This window comes from Paenibacillus lacisediminis, assembly GCF_046567315.2.
This window is the reverse complement of sequence record NZ_JBKIAX020000002.1, coordinates 550,453-571,945: the sequence shown is the minus strand read 5'-3', so window position 1 is coordinate 571,945 and position 21,493 is coordinate 550,453. Positions and strand designations below refer to the sequence as shown.

Here is a 21,493-nt window from a genome sequence, read left to right as displayed (position 1 = left end):
AGAGAGGGGTCAATGTTATGAAAAAGCGGATTTTTAGAAATGCTTTGTTGGCAATATCCATGATGTCCTTGGTATTGTCGGGATGTCAGGGCAATCGGGTGAATTCCGGCGAGGATGGTTCATCCGGCAAAACAAAATTGACGGCAATTATTGTAAAACATTCATTGACTAAGGACGTTAATCAAATGAAATGGCTTAAAGATTTGGAAGATAAAGCGAATGTGGATATTGAGTGGCAGCAGATTACTGCGGATTGGGATCAGAAAAAAAGCGCCCTTTTTGCCAGCGGGCAAGTTCCGGATCTGTTGTTCAATGCTACAACCGACAGTGATTTCGTACAGTTTAACGGATTGTTTGAAGATATGAGCCCGCGGATTGAAAAAGAGGCTCCTAATGTACAAAAAATGTTTGATGAACATCCCGAGCTAAAGACGCTCGCGGCTGAAAGTGACGGAAAAATTTACGGTATCCCACGATATAAAGGGATATGGCCAAACAGTATAGCGTCCATGTTCATTAATAAAACATGGCTTGACAATCTTGGGCTGCAACCCCCAACAAACTGGGATGAACTTAAAAACGTATTGATCGCTTTCCGCGATGGCGACCCCAATCAGAACGGCGACACAACGGACGAAATACCCATGGATTTTAGCGGTATGCCGGTTGGCTTCTCTGCCAAGCTCCTGCTGGGAAGTTTGGGGTTACCGTTGTCCGAAGATTCACCCAACGGCTATTTCGCGGAAGATGCTAAGGTCAAAAACTTTTTTGTGGATGAACGCTTCAAAACATTGGTCGGATTTCTTCAGGACCTGTACAGTGAAAATCTGATTAATAAAGAAACCATTACCCAGGATTATTCAAAATACCAGTCGCTTGGCCGAGGAAATGGTACCACTGCGAAGGTGGGCTTTACTTGGGGATGGGAGACGGGAGACCGTTTTGGAAGTGTCCTTAAAGACCAATATATTACGTTGCCGCAGCTCAAGCATCATGCCGATTCCGCTAATGAGTTGTATTGGAGTTACGACCATTACACGCAAAACTATGGCGACAATGCGGTTTCAATCAGCGCCAAGTCCAGGAACAAAGAAGCCGCCATGAGATTCATTAACGAATTTTACGATCCCAAGGTCGGTATTCAAGTATTATTCGGCGGCATGAACGATACGGACAAGGGAATCAAAGAGAAGGGAGATGGTACCTATCAAGTGCTGCCTCCCGCCGATCCGTCCATAGACCCCGGATCATGGAAGTGGACTAATACGTTCGCGGATCTCGGCCCTTTTTATATTGCGGACGATATCAAAGATAAATTAACGTTAGGTACAGACATGCAAAGCGTACTTAAAGAGAAAGCTGTTTACGGCGATTTGCTGAATAAAGCGGATCCGGAATCAAATGTCTATCCGCAGGATTTTATGAAATATACGACAGAAGAAATCAATACCCTAGCCTTGAATCAGGCGAATATAAATAATATTACAGACCAGAAATGGGCTCAATGGATGACGACTGGCGCTGACATCGAAAGCGATTGGGATGCTTACGTAAAGTCTGTCTATGACGCCGGGCTCACTCGGAATTTAGAGATTCGTCAAAGAGCGTACGATGAATATTTAACTACTCTTAAGTAGGAGGAATGTTTGGTGAAATCGACGCTAAAGGGCAATTATCAATTATGGATTCTGGTTCTTCCGGCCTTGGTTTATATCGCTGTTTTTGCTTATGGCCCGATGTACGGCATCCAGCTTGCGTTCCGGGATTTTGATTTTAGCAAGGGATTTACCGGTGGCGATTGGGCAGGATTCAAGTATTTTGAACAATATTTTAACAGTCCCATGTTTTGGCCGACCCTTAGGAATACCTTCGTCATTGCCTTCTTCTCTATCTTGTTGGGCTTCCCAACGCCGATTTTATTAGCATTGGTAATTAACTCCATCCGGAGCAGCAAGTTCAAGCGTATTCTCCAAACCACAGTTTATATGCCTTACTTTATTTCCACGGTGGTTATGGTGGCTTTGCTTCAAATCTTGCTTTCACCTGCTACCGGGGTTCTTGACTTGTTTCTGAAGACCCTTCATTTGATTCCCCACGATGTTAATCTGCTAGGCACCCCATCCGCATTTGTCCCGGTTTATGTCTTGTCCGGCATTTGGCAAGCGTGCGGTTGGAACAGCATTATTTTTATCGCTGCACTTTCTACAGTTGAAACGCAACTATATGACGCGGCCCGAATCGACGGCGCCAATCGTTGGCAAATTGTTTGGAACGTAGAAATACCCGCGATTATGCCCACGATTATTATCCTGCTCATTTTGAATATGGGCAGCATACTGAGCGTAGGTTTTGAAAAAACATTTCTAATGCAGAACAGTTTGAATAAGCCTGTATCGGAGGTCATTTCCACTTATGTATTTAATGTCGGCGTGAAATCCAATCAGTACAGCTTCGGTTCAGCGGTCGGCTTGTTCAATACGGTCGTCAACTTCCTGTTTTTGATGCTCGCGAACTCCGCCGCCAAGAAGTCTTCGAACATTAGCTTAATGTAAGGGGGATATGGAATGGTCATCGAATCGGGTGGCGGCATAGCTGATCGGCTCTATAGATTTCTCGTGGTTGTCATTAGCATCTTTACCTTTGTAGTTATAGCGTATCCCTTATATTTTATTATTATTGCGTCATTCAGCAATTCAACGATGGTAAACCAGGGGGAAATTATCCTCTGGCCTAAAGGAATCAATTTCTACGGATATGAGAAGATTTTTGTGGATAGCCGGATTTGGCAGGGATATTTGAACACGATAATTTACACTGTCTTCGGGACGTTGTTGAATTTGGCGGTTACGCTGCCCGCTGCGTATTCCCTTTCCCGAAAAGAGTTCAGGGCCAGGAAAATCATTATGCCTCTGTTTGTGTTCACCATGTATTTCAGCGGGGGGATGATTCCTACCTATCTGCTTTTCAGAGATCTGCATTTACTGAATACGCCTTGGATCATGATTATGAACGGGGCGATCAGTGTATATAACCTTATAATCACAAGGACTTTTTTTGAAAGCTCGATTCCGGAAGAATTGCATGAGGCGGCACTTTTGGACGGTTGCTCTCATTTTCGGTACTTAGCTTCTGTTGTCACCCCGCTTTCAAAAGCGGTTATCTCGGTAATTGCCTTGTACTACGCTGTCGGGCATTGGAACGACTTCTTTAACCCGTTGTTGTATCTCAACTCCGATCATTTGCAGCCGCTGCAGATTGTTCTGCGCAATATTCTGTTATCCAATCAAGCGTTTGCTGGTGGAGCCGGCTCAGGAGCCGGACCGGGGGCAGGCAGTTATGCTCAACAGTACGCGGACCAAATCAAATTTGCTGTAATTATTGTATCGACAATACCGCTGTTGATCACATACCCGTTTATCCAGAAATACTTTGAAAAAGGTGTCATGATCGGCGCAGTGAAAGGTTAATCCGCATTTATTGCGAGAGTGGTGACAAATGGAAGAACATGAGGATTATGGATCAAAAGATTCTAACGGCGGATTTGTAACAAAGGATCTGAAGGAGAAATTGCAGCATGGCGACAAGCAGTTTCGCGTGGGTGTCTACAAGACACATGTTCCAAGCTTCAGCAACCTGGTACTGTATTCCCATTGGAACGAAGAGTTGGAATTTTTGTTTGTCGATAAGGGCAGCGCCCAATTTTATGTCGGACAGGAGAAAATAATTATAAACAGCGGCGATGTATTAATCATCCCCCCGAATATGTTGCATTCTGCCAATCGCGTGGATCAGGGGGAAATTGTCTTTTATGCCGTACTGGTTCACTATAATTTTTTGTCCAGCTTTGAAAATGACCTCATTCAAAGCAAGTATGTTTCATCCTTGTTTTTGCGGCAGCGCCATTATCCTACCGTCATTACGAAAGATATGGATTCCCAATTGGCGTTGCTGCCCTTATTACAGGAAATCACTCGTGTATATTTGAATAAGCCTGCTGGCTATGAATTGAAGGTCAAGGCCATGTTGTTCGAAATTCTGTTTCGGCTTGAAGGATTCGCAACGGATAGCAAGTCAGCGATTGGTCGACCAAGGGGAAGTCATAATTCCTTGCTGGCCATAAAATTATTGGCTTATATTCAGGGGAATTACAGCCAACGAATATCGCTTCATGACATGGCGAATCAAGTAAGTATGAATCCGTCGTATTTTTGCCGCTTTGTCAAAAAGCATTTCGATTTGACTCCGCTGGAATTATTGAATCAGCATCGATTGTTGGAAGCCGTAAATTTGCTGGAAACCTCGGATAAGAAAATTGTTGAAATATCGAATTTAACCGGGTTCAGCAATGTCAATCGGTTTACGGACACATTTAAAAAAGTGTATGGCTGTACACCTACGCATTATCGCAGCAACCTTATAGACTGTTCATGCAAATAGCTGGGAGGGACTTGTTTGTATGTTTCGATCAGAAAATGGTCGACTGGTCAGAGAATATGACCATGAGAGACTTTGGATTGAGCCTTGGGGGGATCATTCCCTCCGCGTCAGGGCTTCTTACGCAGAAATAACAAACGATGAATGGGCGCTGCTGCCTCCGTCTCAAAACCAGGCTGAAATAGTACTCGAGGAGCATGCAGCTACAATCACCAATGGAAAGATCAAGGCTGAAATCAAAAGAAGCGGGCAGATCCTCTTCTACAACCAACATGGGAAATTGCTGCTGAATGAAACGGAAAATACTTATCAATTAAAGTATGGCGGCAGGGAGTTAAAGGCGATACCCGGCGGCAGCGATTTTTCCGTTAAACTGCGCTTGGAATCTAGCCCATCCGAAAAACTGTTTGGTATGGGCCAATACCAGCATCCCTATTTGAATCTGAAAGGATGCACTTTGGAATTGACTCATCGCAACAGTCAGATCAGTGTTCCCTTTGTTCTCTCCAGTGAGGGTTACGGCTTTCTTTGGCACAATCCGGCCGTTGGTGAAGTTCATTTCAGCTTGAATGGAACACAATGGTACGCTCCTTCATCCAAACAACTTGATTATTGGATTACGGTGGGGGATACTCCGTCCGAGATCGAAGAGACTTATGCAGCCGTTACCGGCAGAGTTCCGATGATGCCTGAATATGGAATGGGGTTTTGGCAGTGCAAACTTCGCTATCGCACCCAGGAAGAATTGCTCCAAGTGGCCCGGGAATACAAGCGACGTCAATTGCCGATTGACGTGATCGTTATCGATTTCTTCCATTGGACGAACCAGGGGGATTGGAAGTTCGATCCCCAATACTGGCCGGATCCTGAAGCAATGGTTCGCGAACTGCAAGAGATGGGAATTGAATTGATGGTTTCCGTATGGCCTACGGTGCAAACCGAGAGCGAGAACTATCATTATATGCTGGAAAAAGGCTACTTGCTCCGTTCCGATCGCGGCGTTCGCACACAATTCCGGTTTCTCGGCGAAAACGCCATCTTTGATGCTACCAATCCGAAGGCGCGCGCATTTTTATGGGAGATCATCAAAAAAAATTATTACGACAAAGGGATTCGTATTTTTTGGTTGGATGAGGCCGAGCCTGAACTCAGCGTGTATGATCATGATATCTATCGTTACCACATCGGCTCCAGCCAGCAGGTTGGGAATATTTATCCCCAGAAATACAGCCAAACTTTTTATGACGGGATGACAGCGGCTGGTCAGTCAAATATCATCAATTTGGTGCGTACGGCGTGGGCGGGGAGCCAACGTTACGGTACCTTGGTGTGGTCCGGCGACATACACTCCAGTTTTAAGGTGCTGGGTATACAAGTGAGAGCAGGGCTGAACATGGCCATTGCGGGAATCCCTTGGTGGACAACGGATATCGGCGGATTCCATGGAGGCGATCCACAGGATCCTTCTTTTCGAGAATGTATCATCCGCTGGTTTCAGTACGGCGCGTTCTGCCCGGTGTTTCGCTTACATGGGGATCGTCAGCCCTCTGTAGCTCCCACGGGAACGAAAGGCGGGGGAGTTTGCGGAAGCGGATCGGATAACGAAGTATGGAGCTACGGGGACGAAGCCTACGAAATCTTTAAGAGATTCATGCATATTCGCGAGCGCCTCAAGCCTTACATAGCCGGTTTGATGCGGGAGGCTCATGAACTGGGGACACCGCCGATGCGCCCTTTGTTCTACGACTTCCCGCAGGATGAGGAGGCTTGGAATATCGATGATCAGTATATGTTTGGACCGGACTTGCTAGTTGCTCCGGTTCTGTTCGAGGGTGGAAGAGGACGTTCGGTGTATTTGCCCATTGGTGCGGCCTGGACTAATGCTTATAGTGGAGAATGCTTTCATGGCGGCCAAAAAATTACCGTGGAAGCACCTTTGGAGCAAATCCCTTTGTTTACGCGAGATGATGCCAATTTGCCGATTTTATTTTGAAGGATGCGCGAGGGGCGATTATGGATATGAATTTATCACTAGACAAACTAGCGTTAAGCGAGTCTATTCCTATAGGAGCCATTCTGACGGAGGATACGCTTAAGCTTCCGGCTCAGATAGATGGAATTCCCATAAATTGGATCTCCAATAATCCACTCATCATTAGCAATGAAGGCAGGGTGGTGTTACCCGATAAACAGGCACTGGTAACCTTGACGGCTTCCATATCCTGTAATGGTCAGAGGGTATGCAGGGATTTCGTGATTCCCGTTGTTCCGAAAAGTGAGCAGGCTACGTATTTCTGTGACAACTTCAGCATTCCTTATGTGCTCGTACCGGGTACCGCTTTGCACCGCCAATACGGTTTTGGAACGATCCACTGGTCCGGTAATACGTTAGTTGACGCTGAGGGAAATGTCCTCGCGCCGGAGAGCGGAAGCGAAACCGTTGCGTGTGTGGCTGCGTACACGATGGATGGAACCATAGTTGCTTCCAAGACTTTCACGGTGAGTGTCCTGGGCAGCGATTGCGGCAGTATCCTTGCTTATACACGAGTACCGTTGGAGGATGAGTTGCTTTATTCCACATACATGGCCTATAGCCTTCACCTGGCTTATCGCGGCAACCAGGGCGAAACATTTCAAGCACTTAATTATAACTCCGGCGTTTTATATGCTACCGCAACGATCTCGTCCAACGATACGATCAACGAAAAAGGACTGCGGAATCCGTATTTATTCTATGCAGCCGATCGAACCTTCGGTGTGGCGGCAGTGTGTATCAACGCGGAAGGTGGTGCCGATCATGAGAGTAAAGGTTGCATTTCGTTATGGAGAACGAGCGATTTGATCACTTTCACCGAGGTCGGTCCGGTTCACCTCGGAGTGGATGAGTACGTTCGGGAAGTGACATGTGAGTACAACTCCTTCAAAGGTCAATACGAAATTCAATGGTGTGACTATAACGGCAATTATTACAGAAATGACCTGCCAGACCTTCATGATGTGCAAACGGTATCTGAACCTGTTCGGGGAAGGCTGTTTGCCTATTGCGCCGCAACGACGGATGTGGAGGGCGCGGTGGAGGCAAATGTGATCGATGTAGAAGGTGAATTCGGCAGGAATCTGCTAATTCGCCGGTCACCGTTAGTGAACATAGCTATTGAGGTGCCGGAAACGGCAGTAGCTAAAAACGTAAATGATATTCATGCCGTTACGGCAACCGCGTTATATACCGATGGTTCGAAAGCAGTCAAGCAGGTGATATGGAACACGGACGCTATCGACTTCCATACAGCCGGGAGCTATGAGATCACCGGCACGGTTACGCAACAGTTCTACCCTTTTCCTGTCGCGGTCGGCAGGGCAGATCCAGTCATATTTAAATGGAAGGATAAGTACTATTTTATCGCAACGAACGATGATAACGGCAATATTGGATTGTATGTGCGTGAAGCTGATACCATTCGAGGGCTGTTTGCGTCCGATATCATAGAACATGTGATTTTGGATAAAGATGAATCCCGAGGGTATGTCCAAACCTTTTGGGCACCCGAGTTTCATATTGTAGGCAATGAATTGTACATTTTCTTTGCGGTCAGCGGTTCGGTATGGGGGCCGCAAGCTCACATCATGAAGCTGAAGAACGGCGGACGTATTACCAATCCCTCTGACTGGGAACATCCCATTCGCATGGTGAACAAGGATGGCTTGTTTCTGGGATCGGTTCATGAAGACGGCGGGGCATTAGAGATTACACTGGACATGACGTATTTGGAAGCGGATGGAGGGTCTTATGTAATCTGGTCCTGGCGCCGCTGGTCACCGGAAGATTCCGGTTCCATGCTGTTTATCGCAACGATCGAACCAGCCAAACCTTGGCAATTGACAAGTGATCCGGTGTTAATAGCCCGGCCGCTCTACGGTTGGGAAAATAACAGGCATACCATCAATAATGAAGGCCCATATTGTATCGTTACCGACGATTATATTATTGTTACCTATTCCGGCGGGTCCGCAAATGAGCCTACCTATGCGGTTGGAACCTTAACTGCCAAAAGAGGGGCGGATCTACTGAATCCAGACAACTGGGTGAAGAGCAATGCGCCTGTATTATCTCTGCTATCGGTCGAGAATGAGTATGGTCCGGGCCATAACTCCTTTGTTACGGATGAATACGGCAAACTAATGCTGGTGTATCATGGCATAGGTCCGAATCCGGCCGGCCCCAGATCCGCGGGCCTTCGTCGAGTGCACTTCGATATAAACGGTTTGCCTGTTCTGGATATGTCCGCCGATAGGGATTTGAACCAAGAACTAACGCAAGTTAAGCTTAAGATCATTGTAGAAACGTAAAAATCGCAGCAGTCGCGAGCACTAACAAAGCAGTTTCGGGCATGCCATGAAGCTGCTTTGTTTGCTTTCCAGGTTCATCTTATCTCAGACCGGCGGAGAAACTATTCCGGAAATCGTAATATCATGACAAAGATACGCAATAATCTGCTAGAAAAGATGGAAGCAATAATAATATCATATAATATACTTAAAGGAGTGAGTATTCATAATGAAAAAGCAAGGATTGAATCCCTATCTCCCATCATGGGAATACGTACCTGACGGAGAGCCGTATGTTTTTAACGGCAGAGTTTATGTGTATGGATCTCACGACCGTTTCAACGGACACGCTTTTTGTTTAGAGGACTATGTATGCTGGTCGGCGCCCGTGGATGATCTGGGCGACTGGCGGTATGAAGGCGTGATTTACAAGAAAACGGATGACCCGCTCAATCCTGACGGCAGAATGTGCCTTTATGCGCCTGACGTTACCGTCGGCCCGGATGGACGGTATTATCTCTACTATGTTCTGGATAAGGTTTCCATCGTTTCGGTAGCCGTCTGCGATACGCCGGCCGGCAAGTATGAATTTTACGGTTACGTCAAGTATGCCGACGGCACACGCTTGGGAGAAAGAGAAGGCGATGAGCCCCAGTTTGATCCGGGCGTGTTGACGGAAGGAGAGCGTACCTACCTGTATACCGGTTTCTGTGCGATTGGAGACAAATCCAGACACGGCGCAATGGCCACGGTGCTTGGTCCTGATATGCTCACGATTGTGGAAGAACCGGTATTTGTCGCGCCGAGTGAACCTTACGGCAAGGGCAGCAGGTTTGAAGGACATGAGTTTTTTGAGGCTCCTTCCATAAGGAAGAAAGGCGATACCTATTATTTTGTCTATTCCTCGATCGCCATGCATGAATTGTGTTATGCCACCAGCAAATTTCCGACGAAAGGATTTGTTTACCAGGGGGTTGTCGTAAGCAACAACGATCTGCATATTGATTCCTACAAGCCGGCGGACAAACCGATGTATTACGGCGGCAATAACCATGGCAGCATCGTCCACATCGACGGAAAATGGTTTGTTTTTTACCATAGACATACCAACGGTACAGCTTTCTGCCGGCAAGGCTGTATCGAGCCGATCGCATTCCGGGAAGACGGAACGATCCTTCAGGCGGAGATGACCTCCTGTGGTCCGAATGGCGGACCGCTTGCGGGGCGCGGGGAATATCCCGCTTACCTGGCATGCAATCTGTTTTGTAAAGACGAGGAGCTGTATACAGGCGGTTTCGGCCAATCCGGGGCATGGCTGGATAGCCGTTTTCCGAAAATCACCCAGGATGGAAAAGACGGGGATGAAGAAATCGGGTACATCGCCAATATGACGGATTCCGCTACGGCCGGGTTCAAGTATTTTGACTGCCATGGAATCAGGAGGATTAAAATCAAGGTGCGCGGATATTGCCACGGCGTCTTTGAGGTGAAAACAGCTTGGGACGGCCCGGCTCTCGGAAATATACCGGTCCATTTTTCGAATATCTGGACGGAATATTCTACCGATCTCGTCATACCGGACGGCATACAAGCGTTATATTTTACGTATAGAGGCTCGGGAGGCGCAAGCCTGTCCTCGTTTACATTACTTGGAGATGAATAGAATAGGAATACCATCTAAAAAATCGGCCTTGTTCGCATCGTCTGCGAAGAGGCCGATTTTTAATGCGTTTTTAGATTTACTTATTTCAATTTTCCTGCACGGATGTCGTCTGTCATCCCTTTATAAGGCGCTTTGTAGATTAGTTCTTGATTGTTAACGCCGGCATTCTCCAAAAATGTGATGTCAGCAAATTCAGGAACAACATATTTGGGATAAGTTTCATATTTTTCGCGCGATTCTTTCATTAATTCAAGATGGTCATTTTGATAACAAACCGTAATTTCCGGATGTTCATGAACCCACTTTGGGAAAAAAATAACACCGTGCATTCGTTTTTCATTTGGCATAAAATTCAAGGAAACGTCCGTTCCTGTTGGTTCGGTCCAGGATACTTTATAAACGCCTTCCGTTAGTTTTACAATATCAACTTCCTGGTCCCGCACCCAGCGGCCCGCAACCATGCCGCTATGGATCCGATAATCAATGGTATGGTCATTCTTAATGTAGATTTCGTATTCCCAACCATTTTCATAAGTATAAATCATATGGCTTCCTACAAAGTCTTTTAAAGTTTCTTTCGGTTGCATATGAAATCTCTCCTTATTTGAATAATTGCCTGCTTGAACGATGTTATTTCATATCCCGCCAGTTCTGGATATTGTTCTCCCAAATATATTTATATTTTCCGATAATATCTCTTGCCGTTTTTGGCTTTTGTCCAGTTAAAGTTTCAATGGCATCGGAATGAACGTTTAAAAGCCCTTCTTTAATGCTGGCATCGGTTGTCACGAGATCATCGCCGCAGAATGGAACGGGCGAGCGGGAGAAATCCCCGGTAATTTCTCTAGGAATGTGCAGTTTCTCCAGGTGTTCATAATATTGCTCCGCATTCACAGGAATATACTCCAGGTCTCTACCGGAAACTTCTTTAATGAGGTTGCACAGATCCCTTACGGAAACAGACTCTGATCCTACGATATTATAAGCCTCGTTGTCTTTGGCTTTTCCGAGCAGGGCTGCGGCTGCGGCCCTTGCGCAATCATCTTTGTGAACTAAAGTAGCCCGTTCTTCGCCGGCAGTGCTCAACCATTTATTGTCGGACATTAGTGCCAACATCGTATACATAGTCAGATAGTTTTCTAAATATAAGTTATTTCTCATTGCATTGTAGGTAATGCCTGTTGACTTTAAGTAGTTTTCAGTCGCCGTATGGTCCGGAGTTACAAAAACGTGAGCGTAATTAGGATCTGTCGCACCGATAAATGAGCTATACGTGATGTGGGAGATTCCTGCTTTGATCGCCGTATCAATCGCATTTTTGTGTTGTTGGACTCTTCTGCCTACTTCAAGGCCAGAGACAATATAGATGCGGTCACCATCTTTGAAAGCCCGTTCCATGGATGGAATGTCATCATAATTGATTTCAAAGATTTTGACTCCCGCATTTTCCCATCGTTGAACCGTATCTTTGGGAATTCTGTCTTTCTTCATGCATGTGAAGGTTAAATTGCGGCCATCTACTTCTGCGAGCACGGTTTCCGCTACACGGCTTGCTAGTTGACCATCTACGCCTGTTACAATATAACGCATGTGTATTCCTTCTTTCCTAGTGATAACTTTCACAAGCAAAGAATAGCATAGGTTGACACTACAGTGAAATTACCCTATGTTATGATTTATAAAAAGGATTTATTATTAAAAGGGTGTTTCAAATGAATATTCAGCAACTAAAGTGCTTTGTTTCTCTTGCCGAGACACTGAATTTTTCAACAACGGCTGAGAAATTAAATTTGACACAACCTGCTGTAAGCCACAATATAAAAAGTTTAGAAAATGAGCTGGGAATCATTTTATTTGTTCGCAACAAAAGGACCGTTAATTTGACTTTAGCCGGCAATAGCTTTTACGAAGATATGGAAGGACTTCTATTTAGATTAGACCAATCCATTAAGAAAGCAAAACTGCTCTCGGAAAAATATGAAAGCACTTTGGTTATCGGATACACGGAGACTGTTTTTGAGAAGAAAGTTTTGCCGGACATTATTAGGCGGTTTAAGGAAAGATACCCGCAGATTCAGATTCAGTTGAAGAAGTCTAATTTGACTAGAGAGAAAGAAGACTTATTAAACCAAAAGTTTGATATCATATTTACTTCGGAAGATAATTTGGGAAAGGACATTGATTTTTGTTTTTATCCAGTACTTAAAGGGTCCTATGTTTGTGTACTGCCCAAAAATCATCCTATTGCGAATGAAAGTGTGCTGGACATCGAACAATTAAATCATCAAGCGATCATTTTATTTGACGAACACCAATCCCCTCCAACACTAAAAAGGATGAACAGGAAAATTATTGAGAATTGTCCCGATTCCATTTATACCTATGGAGATACCATAAATACAGTACATACCATGATAAAAAGTGATCTTGGCGTTTCGGTTCTGCCGGACTTTGTGATTGGAGAGGACAATGAGATCGCCTTTGTTCCCTTAAGCTATACTGAAGAAGTGGTTTACGGTATTGCGTGCCTTAGAAGCGAACAGCGCTTAGAAGTAAAACGCTGGATTTCAACTATAAAAGAGTTATTCACTTAAACCGAAACCTGAACCAGGCAATGAGAAATCTTTGCTTTGGCTTCAGGTTTTTTATATCTTTTTGATCCGGCAACAGGGCTGGCTCTTAAAAAATGACAACGCTTTCTTAGAAATGTTGGCTTACGGCGATAAAGTCCAGGAGGATACACTAGATGTAAAGCCCATGGTTCCGAAGTAAGTTTTGCACGAAGCTTACTCAGGAAGCAATGCGCACAAAACTTTGAGGAGGAGCGCATTATGGAACTGGATACACAGCTTATGAGCCCCGCGGCTGGGGTTGGCCGGCGAACCCAATTGTGGAAGCGGTTCAAAAAGCAAAAGGTACTGCATGTATTTGTCGGACTCGGCATGATCTTTCTGCTGATTTTTTCGTACACGCCGATGTTCGGTATTTTGATGGCTTTTAAAGACTACAGCATTTCAAACGGCATTAAGGGGATCTTTACCAGCGAGTGGGTGGGTCTGAGGTATTTCGATGAATTCATCCACGATTATCAGTTTGCCACGATTGTCCGCAACACGCTGGTCTTGAGCTTTCTGAAGGTCATCTTCGCTTTTCCCGCGCCGATCTTGCTCGCGATCATGCTGAACGAAGTGAAGAACATGGCGTTCAAGCGGTTCGTTCAGACAATCAGCTATTTGCCGCATTTTATTTCCTGGGTTGTTGTTGTCGGCGTCTCCTACGCTTTTCTGTCCGCGGACGTCGGCATGGTCAACAGAGCCCTGATCGAAGCCGGATTCATCGACAAACCGCTCAATATTTTGACGAGTCCCAATTACTTCTGGGGGCTTGCCGTCGGAAGCGCGATTTGGAAGGAAATGGGCTGGTGGACGATCATCTTCCTGGCGGCCATTACGGGAATCAATCCCTCGCTTTACGAAGCCGCCGAGATTGATGGCGCCGGCCGGCTGGCGCGCATCCGTTATATCACGCTCCCGGGGATGAAGGGGACGATCGTCGTTGTGCTGGTCCTGACGATCGGCAGCATTCTCGGCGGCGGGCTGGTCGGTTCGAACTTCGAGCAGGCCTACCTGTTCGGCAACAGCATCAACAATCCGACATCGGAGATCGTACAGACCTACGCTTTCAAAGTCGGTCTGAGCGACGGCCGTTTTTCCTATGCGGCGGCGATCGATTTAATTCAATCCGTCATCTCGGTGGTGTTGATTTTCTCCAGCAACTTCATCGCCAAGCGAGTGTCAGGGTCAAGCTTATTCTAGAAAAAAGGAGGGTTGGTGGTGCTCAAAAGCCAAAAACAGAAGGATTTTCTTTTTGACAGCGTGATTTACATCGTTTTGTTTATCATCATGCTCACCATGCTGTACCCGTTCTATTATGTGCTGATCGCCTCATTTAACAAAGGTTCCGATACACTCCTGGGAGGCGTTTATTTGTGGCCCCGAAGCGTTACTCTGGAGAATTACAAAGTTTTTCTGGACGATCCGAAATGGTATCGCGCCTTCTTGGTTACGGTTGCCCGGACGATATCGGGCACGGTGTTGGGGCTTCTGCTGACGAGCCTGGTCGCTTACGCTCTTTCGCACCGTGATTTGTTGTTCAGCAAGACGTATTTTACGATCATCATTTTCGCGATGTACTTCTCCGGCGGCTTGATTCCCTATTACGTGGTGCTGCGTTCGATCGGACTGCTTAATTCATTTGCCGTTTACATTGTCCCGTCCATGCTTAACACGTTTTTTCTGCTGATCGCCATCTCGTTCTTCCGGGAAATCCCCGGCGAGATGAAGGAATCGGCGCACATGGACGGCGCTGGCGAACTCGTGATTTTTTTTCGGATCATCCTGCCGGTTTCGACGCCGGTACTCGCCACCATGGCGTTGTTCATGGGCGTCGGCCAATGGAATTCATGGCTGGACTCCGCTTATTTCGTACAATCGGAGAACCTGAGAACGCTTACTTACCGCATGATGGAAGTGATCAACAAGAGCAACTCGCCAATGGATGCCATTGCCGTTGCAAACAGCGCTTCGGCCTCGGCAGGGGTTACGAGCTTCTCGCTGCAGGTAACGTCGATGGTGGTCTCCATTGTGCCGATCATCTGCGTTTATCCGTTTCTGCAAAAATACTTTGTGCATGGAATCATGTTAGGCTCTGTGAAAGGATAAGTAGTTGTTTCTATTTTTAAGCGCTTACATTAAAATGACAATATATCCATTGGAGGGGTTTGTTTTGAAAACATTCCAAAGCTACAAGCTGCTTGCAGCGACACTGGCGGCGGTGCTTGCGTTCACGCTGCTGTCCGCCTGCGGCAACAACGGCAACGGCGAAGGCGCGAAGCAAGGCGGCGATTCCCCGGAGAAATCCGGCGGCGTGAAGGAGTTGTCGCTGTTCATCGATGCGCCATGGTATCCGGTTAAAGAATGGAAAGGACCGATCGCAGAGAAAATTACGGAGAAAACGGGAGTCAAGCTCAACGTTACCGTCGCAACGGACGATAAGCAGCTGCCGCTGATGATCGCTTCCGGAGATCTGCCGGACCTCGTCTTCACGTATGCCAACATTAATCGAATGTCGGATTCGAAGCTGTCCTATCCCTGGAATGAGTTGATCGAGAAATATGCGCCGGATTTCAAAATCGATCAGACGAGAATTGCGATCCATACAATGGACGACGGCAACTTCTACACGGTACGGAATTCCTTCGCCACACAGGAGGAAATGGCTCAAAATAAATATTCGATCGGCAGCGACGGCAATCCCGGCATAGCCGTGCGGGAAGATATCCTGAAGGAGCTCGGCAATCCGCCGATTCAATCGCTCGACGATTTCACGAAGGTGCTGGGCATGGTCAAGGAGAAGTATCCCGATATGGTGCCGCTGATGATGGACAAAGAGTGGATTGAGCAGTATTTTCTGCAGCAGTTCGGCACCGAAGCCCTCCTGGATGGCTGGTATGAACGAGATGGAAAAGTGGATTATGCCATCAGACAGCCGAAGATGTTGGACTTCTTCAAATTTATGAATGGCTTATATCGCCATGGATACATTCTGGCGGAAAATTTCGCATTCGCAAACGACCAGATTGACGACCAGTACGTAACAAGCGGCAAAGCGTTTGCTCACGTTTATACCGTTACCACGGCGGATTCGGATAACATCAAAATTAAGAGCAACGGAGGTTCATTTACGTTCAAAATGCTGCCCAGCGCCTTGTCGAAAGACGCGAAGGTGGTGAGCACGGGTCTCGGATTTGCCGGTACTTTCATCACCAAGAAAAACAAGGATCCGGAGGCGTCAATCAAGTTCATTCAATACCTGGCGAGCGACGAAGGCAAAAAACTGACCATGTTTGGCGTCGAGGGCGAGCATTGGACATGGAACGATGCGGGTTATCCGGATCTGAAATACAATCCGACCGATGCCGATTTCATTAACGGCAATGGAATTAAATGGTGGTATCTGTACAACGACGGAGTCACGGAAGGCATGCTGTCCTATGTTCCGGGCACGCAGAAGACACAGGCCTTGATGGAGACAAAGGCCATTACGGCCTATAAGCCGGCGCTCGGCCTGATTCAGACCCAGCCGGATTCTAAAGAAAAGACGATCAAAACCAAGATCGACGAGATGATCAAAAATGAGAAGGTTAAAATTTACCTGGCGGGTTCCGAAGAGGAAGCCGTTGCGAAATACGAGAATATGGTGAAGACGGCCGAGAATATGGGCTTGCAAGAGCTTGTCGATTGGGCAAACGAGACTTATCAGAAGAAGAAGGATTTGTTCGAGTAAGCGAAGGTCGCCGCAACCGGTAGGGAGGTCAAAACTCTACCGGGTTTTGCTTGCTCATGGTACGGTTAGAAGAAATAAATCGGCAGCGGGGGGAATCGTTACCGTGAGCATCGTACGCAAAATCATTTTAGGATATGTCATCTTGATTTTTATTCCGGTCGTCACGTTCGGATATTACTATTATGTACAAATCTACGGCAACCTGACCCAACAATTCGTGGAGAGCCGGCAAAAAATATTGGAACAGGCCAAGGCAAACATGAAGGCGGATCTGACCCGAGTCGACTCCATCCATCGCTTGCTGCAATATAACCCGTATGTGACGGATTATTTAGGCGGAATTTATGAATCCGAATCGGACAGCATTTACGCCTACAACCGGTATATCAGTCCGATTATTACACAGTCGCTGTATGCCAATCCGGAAATTGAGAGGTTCAGGATATATACAACAAAGGAGCGCGCGCTTCAAATCACCGACCGGTTTCTCGATATATCGTCTCTGGATCCTCAGGGCAAGGAGATCGCCAGTTCGCTGAAGCCTGGTCAAGGAGTGTGGGTTGTGCCCGATCCGGGAGCCCGGGAACCGCGGCTCGTTTTTTACCAGAACATTTACAACCCGGATTTTACAGAGATCATCGGGCTTCTCGAGCTCCGCATCAGCGGTGGTCTGATCCGGAAATTTTACAACGCGACAGGCGGAGAAGGCAACTGGAAAGCGTTCCTGTTACCGAAGCAAGGAGGTCTGCCGGCGGCGGAAGGCGCAGCTGCCGGGATTGACGACGAAACGTGGAAGCTGCTCGGCTCGAACGATACGAAAGCCTATTTCATCAACCGGAAAACGATCGTAAATCAGCTTTACATCGAGGAGCTTGGCGTCCGGGTCGTCGTCACCGGAAAGGTAGACGAAGTGTTTCACGCGGTCAAACGCAAAGAGATTATTCTGATTTCCACCATCGTCCTTCTTCTGGCGGCACTGTCGCTTGCGTATTATGCGCTCGCTTCTACCATTACGAAACGTATCCTTCGCCTGGCCAGACATATGCGCAACTTGAGCGATAACAATATGAAACAGTACATCAGCAAGCACGACAAGCCGAACCGCCAGGATGAGATCGGGTTTCTGACCATGACCTACAATTCGATGATCCAGCGTATGGATGAGCTGATCAACAATGTCCACCGGGCCGAGCTGCGAAACAAAGAAGCGGCCTATAAAGTGCTGCAAGCCCAAATCAAACCGCATTTTCTATACAACACGCTTGAGACCATCCGAATGCTGGCGGAATCCAACAACGATAAAGAGGTAGCCGACATTTCCTATTGGTTCGGGAAGCTGATGCGTTACAGCCTGTCTTCGAAGGAGGACCAGACGGTTCTTGCCAGGGAAATCGAGACGGTCGTCTTCTATCTCAATATTCACAAAATGCGGCTTCAGAACAGGCTGAGTTACGAGATTGACATCACCGTCGACGCGGAGCAGATCGCCTGCCCCCGGTTCATGCTCCAGCCTTTGATCGAGAACTGCATCATCCATGGGGCGTCCGCGACGCTGCGACCCGTCCATATCAAGCTTCAGGCGTCGGAAACCGCCGACGAAATCCGGATCTGCGTTTCGGACAGCGGAATAGGCATTCCGGAAGACAAACTGCCCAGGCTCCGTTCACGGCTAACGGGGGGAGGCGATGTACATTCCGTCCAGGAGATGGAGGGAGGCGTAGGTCTGATTAACGTCAACGAGCGGGTCAAATCGTTTTTCGGCGGCGCTTCGCACTTGGCGCTTGATAGTGAGCAAGGCCGGGGAACATGTCTCACCATCATCATATCGAAAGGGGCGGCGGGTCAACGATGAGATTATTGATTGTGGATGATGAGCCGCTTATTCTTGGGGGATTGGTCAAGGTCATCAAGGATGCGGCTCCGCTCGGTACCGAGGTGCGCGAGGCAGGCAACGCTTTTGAAGCGCTTGAAGTCATGAAAGGTTATATGCCGGATGTTACGGTGACGGATCTCCATATGCCGGAGAAAAACGGATTCGAACTGATGGAGGAGGCCAAGGGGAGCGGCCTATGTGACCGGTTTATTATCCTGACGGGCTATGACGATTTCGAATACGTGAGGAGAGCGCTGCGCTGGGGCGTGGTGGATTATTTGCTGAAACCGCTTGACAAAAATGAGATTGCCGGGCTGCTGACGCATATCGATCAGGAGCTTCCTTCCGAAGCCGATTCGGAGTGTGAACGGCACACGAAACGTATTCTGGCCTATACAGAACAGCATTATATGAACGACCTTTCGCTGGATCATCTTGCCGAATTGATGAATCTTCATCCGAATTACATCAGCAGCTTGTTCAAGAAAGTGACGGGAGACACGTTTGTGAATTATTTAAACGCATTCCGGATCAAGGAAGCGCAGAAATTGCTAGGGACGCATCGGCATCTTTCCGCGAGCGAGATCGGGCGGCGGGTCGGGTTTGAGAGTAAACATTATTTCGCCAAAGTGTTCAAGAAGTATACGGGGATCACGCCAGGCGCCTACCGTGAAAGAGACGAAACGGCAAAGGACAGAGACGAATCCTAAAAAAAGAAGGTCGGGATGAAATGGAGATTAATAAGGACTATAGATTCGGCGATATGATAGCCCGCTATGTTAAAGATGGCCAAACCGGGCAACCGGGCTTGGTCCTGCTGCCGGAATCCATGGTATCCCATGTCTGTGAGAAGAAATACAAGGCGGATCCTTTAGTGCAACTCAAATTCATCGGGGATGCTTATCCCGGCGGATTCGCGCACGGCCATTCCATGCGCAACAGCGGAACCATGGATGCGCTGTTATTTGAAGAACAGCGTAAATTGGAGCGTGATAATAGTGTAACGGTGGTGTCCGCATGGCGCAGCCCGAGTTCGTGCCGGGTCGAGCATCATTTAACCTGGTATTCGGGATATCGAGCACTGGAGTCCTTTACAATCATCAAGAATGAAAGCGAACTGCCCGTTACGGCGGAAATGATATCATCCTTCTCGTTGACAGGGTTTACCCCGTTTGCCGAGGATGATGCTCCCGAATCGTTAATTTTCCATCGAATCCTTAGTTCATGGTCCGCGGAAGGGCGCTTATATTCCAGTAATATCGAAGATTTAAACCTTGAACCGGCCTGGGCGCCTTCGGGTACACGATGCCTGCGCTTCGGACAGGTAGGATCCATGCCGGTGCGGGGATTTTTCCCGGCGGCATATTTGGAGGACACCCGCGTTGGTGTGACTTGGGGTGTTCAAATCGCCCACCCCGCCTCCTGGCAGATCGAGATCGGCAGGCGGGATGACGCCCTGTATCTGTCAGGCGGACTGGCGGACAGGGAATTTGGCCATTGGACCAAGACGATCGGCCCTGGAGAGGCATTTCAGACTCCCAGCGCCTATCTCACCGCAGTAGTGGGGGGGGTTGACCGTGCGGCGGAGCGATTAACCGGGATTCAGGACCGGCCTCTATTGCGCGGGCCGGCGCTGGAAGAAGATCTGCCGATCGTTTTTAACGAGTTTTGTACAACATGGGGGTCTCCATCGGCTGCGAATCTTTACGCGATTGCCGAACGGCTCAAAGGCAGGGGAATACGTTATCTTGTCATTGATTGCGGATGGTATAAGCGGGAAGGGACGCACTGGTTTAACAGTATGGGCGATTGGGATGTGAACCCTATTGATTTCCCTGATGGGCTGGAACAAACGCTCGAACATATTAGAAAATGCGGGATGATTCCCGGCATTTGGTTCGAAATGGAAGTTTGCGGCGTGGAATCCGCGGCGTTTCATGGGGTTGATCATCTCTTAAAACGGGACGGCTTGCCGATCACGAGCGGTGACCGGCGGTTTTGGGACTTCCGCGATCCCTTTGTCGTCAGCTATTTGAAAGAGAAAGTGATCTCCTTTTTGAAAAATCATCGATTCGGCTATTTAAAAGTTGACTATAACGATAATCTGGGCATCGGCTGCGACGGCGCGGAATCGCTCGGTGAAGGATTACGCCGGCAGATGCAAGCGGTTCAGGATTTTTTCAGGTTGATCAAACAAGAAGTACCCGATATTGTGATTGAAAATTGCGCATCCGGCGGTCACCGCTTGGAGCCTTCCATGGTTGGACTTACAAGTATGTCATCATTTTCGGACGCTCATGAATGTGAGGAAATCCCGATCATTGCCGCGAATTTGCATAGAGTGATTTTGCCGAGGCAAAGCCAGATCTGGGCCGTTCTTAGAAAAAATGACAGTTTGCAGCGTTTGGTGTACTCGCTGGCCGGCACGATGTTAGGCCGGATGTGTTTGTCCGGCGATATCCATGATTTGAATGAAAAACAGTGGAAAATTGTGGACGAGGCCATTGCTTTCTATAAGCTGGTTTCTCCGATCATTAAGGAAGGTACAACAAATCGATACGGCACCTTGGTGCACAGCTATCGTCATCCCAAGGGATGGCAAGGAATCACGCGCACATCCAAAGACCGATCACAGATGATGGCAGTTGTACATACCTTTGGAGGTGACGTTCCGGAAAGTGTAAAGCTGCCTCTTCCTGCATGGGGGCATTACGAAATTACGCAAATGTTCCCGGACAACAATACGGATGTGAAAGCAGAAGACGGTCACATTTCCTGCCGTTTGGCAAAACCGTTTTCGGCCGTGTGCATACTTCTTCGCATGAAGCAGTCTGACGCACAATAAGGTGGAA

At 47.5% G+C, this 21,493-nt stretch carries 16 protein-coding genes; 14 read left to right on the top strand and 2 right to left on the bottom strand.

The features are described 5' to 3' along the window. Window positions 1–17: 17 nt before the first annotated feature. The 7 genes from ACLD72_RS05970 to ACLD72_RS05940 all read left to right on the top strand — a co-directional run bounded on the left by ACLD72_RS05970 (window position 18) and on the right by ACLD72_RS05940 (window position 10,423). Window positions 18–1,637 carry an ABC transporter substrate-binding protein gene (locus tag ACLD72_RS05970; RefSeq protein WP_411001763.1) on the top strand — a complete coding sequence of 540 codons (1,620 nt, stop codon included), beginning with the start codon at window positions 18–20 and terminating at the stop codon, window positions 1,635–1,637. Window positions 1,638–1,649: 12 nt separating this feature from the next. Further along, the gene (locus tag ACLD72_RS05965; RefSeq protein WP_411001764.1) at window positions 1,650–2,552 is read left to right on the top strand and encodes an ABC transporter permease; all 903 of its coding nucleotides are present in this window, start codon (window positions 1,650–1,652) and stop codon (window positions 2,550–2,552) included. Between the two features lie 12 nt (window positions 2,553–2,564). Beyond that, entirely contained in the window at window positions 2,565–3,467 is a 903-nt protein-coding gene (locus tag ACLD72_RS05960; protein ID WP_411001765.1) for a carbohydrate ABC transporter permease, read from the top strand. Between the two features lie 28 nt (window positions 3,468–3,495). Then, a complete protein-coding gene (locus ACLD72_RS05955) occupies window positions 3,496–4,437 on the top strand; it encodes an AraC family transcriptional regulator (protein WP_411001766.1) in 942 nt (313 codons plus the stop codon). Between the two features lie 19 nt (window positions 4,438–4,456). Beyond that, on the top strand, window positions 4,457–6,427 hold the full coding sequence (locus ACLD72_RS05950) for a TIM-barrel domain-containing protein (RefSeq protein WP_411001767.1): 1,971 nt from the start codon (window positions 4,457–4,459) through the stop codon (window positions 6,425–6,427). Between the two features lie 20 nt (window positions 6,428–6,447). Then, complete coding sequence (locus ACLD72_RS05945; RefSeq protein ID WP_458475612.1) at window positions 6,448–8,781, top strand: family 43 glycosylhydrolase; 2,334 nt, start codon at window positions 6,448–6,450, stop codon at window positions 8,779–8,781. 208 nt (window positions 8,782–8,989) lie between these two features. After that, complete coding sequence (locus ACLD72_RS05940; RefSeq protein WP_411001768.1) at window positions 8,990–10,423, top strand: family 43 glycosylhydrolase; 1,434 nt, start codon at window positions 8,990–8,992, stop codon at window positions 10,421–10,423. A gap of 80 nt (window positions 10,424–10,503) precedes the next feature. Here ACLD72_RS05940 and ACLD72_RS05935 read toward each other — a convergent pair whose 3' ends face one another. Together ACLD72_RS05935 and ACLD72_RS05930 are read right to left on the bottom strand one after the other, a co-directional pair. Next, on the bottom strand, window positions 10,504–11,010 hold the full coding sequence (locus ACLD72_RS05935; protein WP_411001769.1) for a phenolic acid decarboxylase: 507 nt from the start codon (window positions 11,008–11,010) through the stop codon (window positions 10,504–10,506). A gap of 43 nt (window positions 11,011–11,053) precedes the next feature. Further along, on the bottom strand, window positions 11,054–12,013 hold the full coding sequence (locus tag ACLD72_RS05930; protein ID WP_411001770.1) for an NmrA family NAD(P)-binding protein: 960 nt from the start codon (window positions 12,011–12,013) through the stop codon (window positions 11,054–11,056). A 122-nt stretch (window positions 12,014–12,135) separates the two neighbouring features. Between ACLD72_RS05930 and ACLD72_RS05925 the strand changes: the two genes are divergently transcribed. The 7 genes from ACLD72_RS05925 to ACLD72_RS05895 all read left to right on the top strand — a co-directional run bounded on the left by ACLD72_RS05925 (window position 12,136) and on the right by ACLD72_RS05895 (window position 21,486). After that, window positions 12,136–13,017 (top strand): LysR family transcriptional regulator, encoded by an 882-nt coding sequence (locus ACLD72_RS05925; RefSeq protein ID WP_251591638.1) that lies wholly within the window; start codon window positions 12,136–12,138, stop codon window positions 13,015–13,017. A 237-nt stretch (window positions 13,018–13,254) separates the two neighbouring features. Then, window positions 13,255–14,238: an ABC transporter permease gene (locus ACLD72_RS05920; RefSeq protein ID WP_036622656.1), complete on the top strand. Its 984-nt coding sequence runs from the start codon at window positions 13,255–13,257 to the stop codon at window positions 14,236–14,238. Window positions 14,239–14,256: 18 nt separating this feature from the next. After that, window positions 14,257–15,144 carry a carbohydrate ABC transporter permease gene (locus tag ACLD72_RS05915; RefSeq protein ID WP_251591637.1) on the top strand — a complete coding sequence of 296 codons (888 nt, stop codon included), beginning with the start codon at window positions 14,257–14,259 and terminating at the stop codon, window positions 15,142–15,144. Between the two features lie 64 nt (window positions 15,145–15,208). Next, window positions 15,209–16,768, top strand: a complete 1,560-nt coding sequence (locus tag ACLD72_RS05910; protein WP_411001771.1) for an extracellular solute-binding protein — start codon at window positions 15,209–15,211, stop codon at window positions 16,766–16,768. Window positions 16,769–16,871: 103 nt separating this feature from the next. Beyond that, window positions 16,872–18,620 carry a histidine kinase gene (locus ACLD72_RS05905; protein WP_411001772.1) on the top strand — a complete coding sequence of 583 codons (1,749 nt, stop codon included), beginning with the start codon at window positions 16,872–16,874 and terminating at the stop codon, window positions 18,618–18,620. Beyond that, a complete protein-coding gene (locus ACLD72_RS05900) occupies window positions 18,617–19,351 on the top strand; it encodes a response regulator (RefSeq protein ID WP_411001773.1) in 735 nt (244 codons plus the stop codon). Before ACLD72_RS05905 ends, ACLD72_RS05900 begins: the two co-directional genes overlap by 4 nt. 20 nt (window positions 19,352–19,371) lie before the next feature. Further along, window positions 19,372–21,486, top strand: a complete 2,115-nt coding sequence (locus ACLD72_RS05895) for a glycoside hydrolase family 36 protein (protein WP_411001774.1) — start codon at window positions 19,372–19,374, stop codon at window positions 21,484–21,486. Window positions 21,487–21,493 lie beyond the last annotated feature (7 nt).

Excerpts from the sequence above, each read along its gene's own strand:
- ACLD72_RS05970 (WP_411001763.1), top strand. The coding sequence starts at position 18 with ATGAAAAAGCGGATTTTTAGAAATGCTTTGTTGGCAATATCCATGATG.
- ACLD72_RS05960 (WP_411001765.1), top strand. The coding sequence starts at position 2,565 with ATGGTCATCGAATCGGGTGGCGGCATAGCTGATCGGCTCTATAGATTT.
- ACLD72_RS05955 (WP_411001766.1), top strand. The coding sequence starts at position 3,496 with ATGGAAGAACATGAGGATTATGGATCAAAAGATTCTAACGGCGGATTT.
- ACLD72_RS05950 (WP_411001767.1), top strand. The coding sequence starts at position 4,457 with ATGTTTCGATCAGAAAATGGTCGACTGGTCAGAGAATATGACCATGAG.
- ACLD72_RS05945 (WP_458475612.1), top strand. The coding sequence starts at position 6,448 with ATGGATATGAATTTATCACTAGACAAACTAGCGTTAAGCGAGTCTATT.
- ACLD72_RS05940 (WP_411001768.1), top strand. The coding sequence starts at position 8,990 with ATGAAAAAGCAAGGATTGAATCCCTATCTCCCATCATGGGAATACGTA.
- ACLD72_RS05935 (WP_411001769.1), bottom strand. The coding sequence starts at position 11,010 with ATGCAACCGAAAGAAACTTTAAAAGACTTTGTAGGAAGCCATATGATT.
- ACLD72_RS05930 (WP_411001770.1), bottom strand. The coding sequence starts at position 12,013 with ATGCGTTATATTGTAACAGGCGTAGATGGTCAACTAGCAAGCCGTGTA.
- ACLD72_RS05925 (WP_251591638.1), top strand. The coding sequence starts at position 12,136 with ATGAATATTCAGCAACTAAAGTGCTTTGTTTCTCTTGCCGAGACACTG.
- ACLD72_RS05920 (WP_036622656.1), top strand. The coding sequence starts at position 13,255 with ATGGAACTGGATACACAGCTTATGAGCCCCGCGGCTGGGGTTGGCCGG.
- ACLD72_RS05900 (WP_411001773.1), top strand. The coding sequence starts at position 18,617 with ATGAGATTATTGATTGTGGATGATGAGCCGCTTATTCTTGGGGGATTG.
- ACLD72_RS05895 (WP_411001774.1), top strand. The coding sequence starts at position 19,372 with ATGGAGATTAATAAGGACTATAGATTCGGCGATATGATAGCCCGCTAT.